This is a genomic window from Pseudomonas sp. CGJS7 (assembly GCF_036961695.1).
Genome location: NZ_JBAMDI010000073.1, coordinates 49,657 through 56,233 on the forward strand (window position 1 = coordinate 49,657; position 6,577 = coordinate 56,233).

General features: G+C 67.4%; 1 protein-coding gene. It reads right to left on the reverse strand.

Annotated elements, in window-relative coordinates:
- Position 1 precedes the first annotated feature (1 nt).
- The coding region (locus V7787_RS32850; RefSeq protein ID WP_336091586.1) for a DUF7507 domain-containing protein at positions 2–6,577 on the reverse strand (6,576 nt) is incomplete at its 5' end.

Genomic DNA, 6,577 nt, shown 5'->3' on the forward strand with positions numbered 1-6,577 from the left:
CTCACTTGCCCGGCTTATCGGCAGGGGCTGCCGGGTCGTTGCTGATGTCGACGCGCAGGTGTTTGCGCAGTTCCGGACCGGCGTGGGCGACGATCGCTTCGAACACCGCCCGCGTGCGGCGCATGCCGAGCGCGACGTTGTACTGGTCCGAAGCGCGCAGGTCGGTGTGGCCGGTGACGATCACGCGGGTTCCGCGCAATTGCTCCAGGGCCGCGGCGATCTTGGCGATCACCGGCAGGTACTGCGGCTTGATCGTCGCCTTGTCGGTGTCGAACAACACCGTGCCCAGCAACGGCCACTCGGCGAAACCCACCACCATCGTGGCCGGATCCTGCGGATCGGTGCGCACGCTGATCCGCAGCGCCTTGAACAGTTGCGGATCGACCCGGGTCTCCAGCGACTTGCGCACCGCGAAGGCGCGGTCCAGCGCCAACACTTCGCTCTCGCCATTGGCGGTGATCACGATCTCGCCGCCGCCGTACTGCTCGACCTTCGACGCCATGTCCTCGATCGCCGGCAGGTACTGCGGCGTGACCTCGGCGCTGCCCGGTGCGAACAACACCTCGCCGATGCGCATTTCGACCTGCTCGCGCTTGCCGGGGAGTTCGCCCGGCGGCAGCTTGACGCCGAAATCGAAGCGGACCGGAATGCCCGGGGTCAGACGCCGCACCAACGGGTTGTCGGTGGTGAACGTCGCGCCCGGCGGCACGGTGGCCGGATCGACCTTGAGGATGAAGTTGCGGCCGCGTTCCCACGGACCGCCGGCCACGCCCTCCAGGTGATAGCGGCCGAACTGATCGGTTTCGATCAGCAGACCTTCGACCGAGGCGATGCGCACGCCGGGGATGCCGCGTTCGTCGATGCCGTGGTTGCTCACGATGTAGTCGACGCGATAGCCCGCGGCGGTTTGCGCGACCTGGCGTTCGACCTTCGGATCGGCGGCGGTGAGGTTCTTGGCCGCGTCGCCGCTGAGCTCGGTGCGGGTCTTGCCCGCCGCGTCCATGCGCACGGTGATGCCCTGCGCCGTGGTCAACGCGAAGCCGTCGTCGAACTTGGGTTCGCGCAACAACTGGCTGATCACCACACGGTGATCGGCGACCGGATCGGCCTCGGACTGACGCGCGCCGATCTTGCCCAGGTCGATGCCGTGCAGCATCGGCGAGCTCGCATCGGGTTCGGGCTTGGCGCCGTCGCCGCGATCGACCGTGGTCGAGTTGGCGACATAGGCTTCGGCCGCGAAACCGCCTTGCACGCGCACTCGAGTCAAGTCGGCCGGATCCTGCCAGCCGTCGCTGTCGCGGTCGTCGAACACGGTACCCACCAGCAACGACTCATCGAGCAGCGGATCGGCGATCAACTGCACTTCCGCGGTCGCTTCGTTGGAACGCTGGTCGCCGTCCTCGGCGTAGGCGCGGTTGATGTGGATACCCGGACGCACGCCGGCCCCGACTCGCAGCAGGTACATCACGCTGGCGCTTTCGCCGGCCTTGATGTCGATCTGATCGACCTTGACCGGATCGCTGCCCACTTGCCGGCCGGCGCTGTCGCGATCGGCCACCTGTACGCTGCCCGCGACCAGGCTGAAGCCGACCGGCGGCGTGTCGGTGAGGGTCGCATCGATCGTGTCGGTCTGACCGACGTTCTTGATCGTCACGGTGTAACGGACCAGGTCGCCGATCTTCACGTCGCGCGGAGTGGCCTGCTTGGTAACGAACAAATCGCTGCTGGCTTCGGGCTCGACCGGCATGATCGCGCTGGCTTGCGCGGTCGCCGTTCCGGCGACGGTGCCGCCGCCGATGGAGCCGTAGCGCGCGGTCACCTTGACCACGTTGTCCAGGGTACCGCCGATGTCGGCTTCATCGCGGGTGATGGTGTGGGTGTAGGGATTGCAGTCCGTGCTCGCTCCCGGCGCCAACGAGGTCGCGCCGCAGGTCAGCGCGGTGGCCGGATAGTTCTCCATCACGTCGCTGGTGGCCATCTCGTTGAGGGTGATGTTGCCGGTGTTGGTGATGCGCACGGCGTAGGTGATCACGTCGCCGGCATTGCCCACGCCCTGCTTGCCTTGATCCAAGGTCAATGTCGCGACCTTGACGATCTCCACCGCCGGACGCGCCTGGATCGGCACGACCACGGTCGGGCGGCAGCGCGCTTCGGTCGAACCGGCCGGGCACACGCCAGGCGTGCTGGAGTTCACCGTCGCGGTGTTGACCACCGAACCACTGTCGGCATCGGCCTGGACGACCTTGTACTTGCCGCTCAGCACGCAGGTGCCGGTCGGCGCGACGCGGGCGCAGGCGATGGTGTTCGGCGAGATCTTGTCGTCGCTCACGACCACATCGACCAGGTCGACATTGCCGGTGTTGGTGACGGTGACGGTGTAGGTCAGCGTGTCGCCCACGCTCACACGTCCGTCGCCGTCTTCATCGGCATTGCCGGTCATCGCCTTGACCGAGGTCAGATTCGGCTGCTGCGTCACCGGCACATCCACGCGCGGTTTGCACTTGGGATCGGCCGAACCGATCGGACACACCGGATCGCCACCCGGAGGCGGCGTATCGACCACCGTCGCGGTGTTGCGGATCGTGCCGGCGTTGGCGTCGGCCGCGGTGACCTTGTAGGTACCGGTCAGCACGCAGGTCGCGCCCGGCGTCACGATCGCGCAGGTGATGGTGCTCGGCGCGATCTTGTCGTCGGTCACGACCACATTGCCCAGATCGATAGTGCCGATGTTGGTGACGGTGATCGTGTAGCTCAGGGTGTCGCCGACCGTCACCGAGCCGCTGGCGTCTTCGTCGGCGTTGGCGGTCAACGCCTTGATCGAACGCAGCTCGCCGTTGCGCGGCAGCGGGGTTTGGGTGGACGAAGGCGGCGAGGTGACCGGCGGCTGGTTCGGCGGGGTGCCGGTGGCGGTCGCGGTGTTGTTCGCGCTGCCGGCGTTCACTTCATCCTGAGTGATGGTGTGAGTACCGGTGCACGTGGTGCTCGCGTTCGGCGCCAGCGTGGTCGCATCGCAAACCGCCGGCGCGTCCAGCTTGGCGTCGGTCACCGTCACGTTGGTGAGCGTCACGTTGCCGGTGTTGGTGATCGCGAAGCGGTAGGCGATGGTGTCGCCGGCGTCGGTCGCGGATGCGTTGGCGCCCAGGTTCGTCGTCGGGGTGCCGGCGGTCTTGAGCAAAGTCAGAGACGGCTCCGGCTCCGTGGTCGGCGTGGTCGTGGTCGACGGCGTGCTGGTGATCGGCGGGCTGCCCGGCGGGGTGCCGGTCGCGGTCGCGCTGTTGTCCACCTTGCCGTTGCTCACGTCGGCGGCGGTGATGGTGTAGGTCACCGGACCGCAGCTGGCACTTTGACCGGCCGGAACGTTCGACGGCGTGCACGCGATCGGCGTGACCGACAACTTGCTGTCGTTGATCACCGTGTTGTTCAACACGACATTGCCGGTGTTCGACACGGCGAAGCTGTAGGCGATGGTGTCGCCGGCATCGACCAAACCGTTGCCGTTGACGTCGGTCGGCGCACCCGCAGTCTTCTGCAGGGTCAGCGACGGCTTCGGCTCCGTGGTCGGCGTGGTCGTGGTCGACGGCGGGCTGTCCACCGGCGGGCTGCCCGGCGGGGTGCCGGTCGCGGTCGCACTGTTGTCCACCTTGCCGGCAGCGACATCGGCGGCGGTGATCGTGTAGGTCACCGGACCGCAGTTGGCACTTTGACCGGCCGGAACATTGGACGGGGTACAGGCGATCGGCGTGGCCGACAGCTTGCTGTCGTTGATCACCGTGTTGTTCAACACGACATTGCCGGTGTTCGACACGGCGAAGCTGTAGGCGATGGTGTCGCCGGCATCGACCAGGCCGTTGCCGTTGACGTCCGTCGGCGTACCCGCAGTCTTCTGCAGGGTCAACGACGGCTTCGGCTCCGTGGTCGGCGTGGTCGTGGTCGACGGCGGGCTGTCCACCGGCGGGCTACCCGGCGGGGTGCCGGTCGCGGTCGCGCTGTTGTCCACCTTGCCGGCAGCGACATCGGCGGCAGTGATGGTGTACGTCACCGGGCCGCAATCGGCGGTGCCACCGGCCGGAACGTTCGACGGGGTGCACGCGATCGGCGTGGCCGACAGCTTGCTGTCATTGATCACCGTGTTGTTCAACACGACGTTACCGGTGTTCGACACGGCGAAGCTGTAGGCGATGGTGTCGCCGGCATCGACCAGGCCGTTGCCGTTGACGTCGGTCGGCGTACCCGCAGTCTTCTGCAGGGTCAGCGACGGCTTGGGTTCGGTGGTCGGCGTGGTCGTGGTCGACGGCGGGCTGTCCACCGGCGGGCTGCCCGGCGGGGTGCCGGTCGCCGTCGCGCTGTTGTCCACCTTACCGGCAGCGACATCGGCGGCAGTGATCGTGTAGGTCACCGGACCGCAATCGGCGGTGCCACCGGCCGGAACGTTCGACGGGGTGCAGGCGATCGGCGTGGCCGACAGCTTGCTGTCGTTGATCACCGTGTTGTTCAACACGACGTTGCCGGTGTTGGACACCGCGAAGCTATAGGCGATGGTGTCGCCGGCATCGACCAGACCGTTGCCGTTGGCATCCGTCGGCGTACCCGCAGTCTTCTGCAGGGTCAACGACGGCTTCGGTTCGGTGGTCGGCGTGGTCGTGGTCGACGGCGGGCTATCCACCGGCGGGCTGCCCGGCGGGGTGCCTGTCGCGGTCGCGCTGTTGTCCACCTTACCGGCAGCGACATCGGCGGCAGTGATGGTGTACGTCACCGGGCCGCAATCGGCGGTGCCACCGGCCGGGACGTTCGACGGGGTGCACGCGATCGGCGTGGCCGACAGCTTGCTGTCGTTGATCACCGTGTTGTTCAACACGACATTGCCGGTGTTCGACACGGCGAAGCTGTAGGCGATGGTGTCGCCGGCATCGACCAAACCGTTGCCGTTGACGTCCGTCGGCGTACCCGCGGTCTTCTGCAGGGTCAGCGACGGCTTGGGTTCGGTGGTCGGCGTGCTGGTCGTCGACGGCGGGCTGTCCACCGGCGGGCTGCCCGGCGGCGTGCCGGTTGCGGTCGCACTGTTGTCCACCTTCCCATTGGTCACGTCGGCGGCGGTGATCGTGTAGGTCACGGGGCCGCAATCGGCGGTGCCACCGGCCGGAACATTGGACGGGGTACAGGCGATCGGCGTCGACGACAACTTGCTGTCGTTGATCACCGTGTTGTTCAACACGACGTTGCCGGTGTTGGACACCGCGAAGCTATAAGCGATGGTGTCGCCGGCATCGACCAGGCCGTTGCCGTTGACGTCCGTCGGCGTACCCGCAGTCTTCTGCAGGGTCAGCGACGGCTTGGGTTCGGTGGTCGGCGTGGTCGTGGTCGACGGCGGGCTGTCCACCGGCGGACTGCCCGGCGGGGTGCCGGTCGCGGTCGCGCTGTTGTCCACCTTGCCGTTGGTCACATCGGCAGCGGTGATCGTGTACGTCACCGGGCCGCAATCGGCGGTGCCGCCGGCCGGAACGTTCGACGGGGTGCAGGCGATCGGCGTCGACGACAGCTTGCTGTCGTTGATCACCGTGTTGTTCAACACGACGTTGCCGGTGTTGGACACCGCGAAGCTGTAAGCGATGGTGTCGCCGGCATCGACCAGGCCGTTGCCGTTGACGTCGGTCGGCGCACCCGCAGTCTTCTGCAGGGTCAACGACGGCTTCGGTTCGGTGGTCGGCGTGGTCGTGGTCGACGGCGGGCTGTCCACCGGCGGGCTGCCCGGCGGCGTGCCGGTCGCCGTCGCACTGTTGTCCACCTTACCGGCAGCGACATCGGCGGCGGTGATCGTGTAGGTCACCGGGCCGCAATCGGCGGTGCCACCGGCCGGAACATTGGACGGGGTGCACGCGATCGGCGTGGCCGACAGCTTGCTGTCGTTGATCACCGTGTTGTTCAACACGACGTTGCCGGTGTTCGACACGGCGAAGCTGTAAGCGATGGTGTCGCCGGCATCGACCAAGCCGTTGCCGTTGACATCCGTCGGCGTACCCGCGGTCTTGAGCAGGGTCAGCGACGGCGCGGCCTGGAACGTATTGGTTATGGTGCAGCTGGCGGTTTGCCCATTGGTCAAAGTCAGTTGGTTCGCCGCCAGGGCTCCGCCCGTGCAGCTCCAATTGCCGGCGGTGTAGCTGGCCGGTCCCGTCGTTTCCGAAAGCGTGTAGGTGCCCGCACTGACGGCGGTAGCGGCGATGCCGCCGGGTCCGGAAATCGTGCTGGGTCCGGTCGCGCTGAGGGTCCAGTCGGCGGCGACCGCGGTGCCGCCTGCGGTGTTGTCGACGTTCTTGACCAGAGTCAGAGTCGCGGCTTGGTCGTCGTTGTTGATGGTGCAGGTCGCGACATCTCCGGCCGCCAAGCTGATCGAATTGGAAGCCGCCGCCGCGCCGCCGTTGAGCACACAGCTATAGGTGCCGGCGATATAGCCCGTCGGGCCGCCGGACTCGGACAGGGAGTAGGTGCCGGCATCGACCGATGCGTTGGTGACCGCAGCCGCACCGGTGGCGCCACTGATGGTGACCGGCCCGGTGGCCGTCAGCGTCCACGCGGCGGGCTG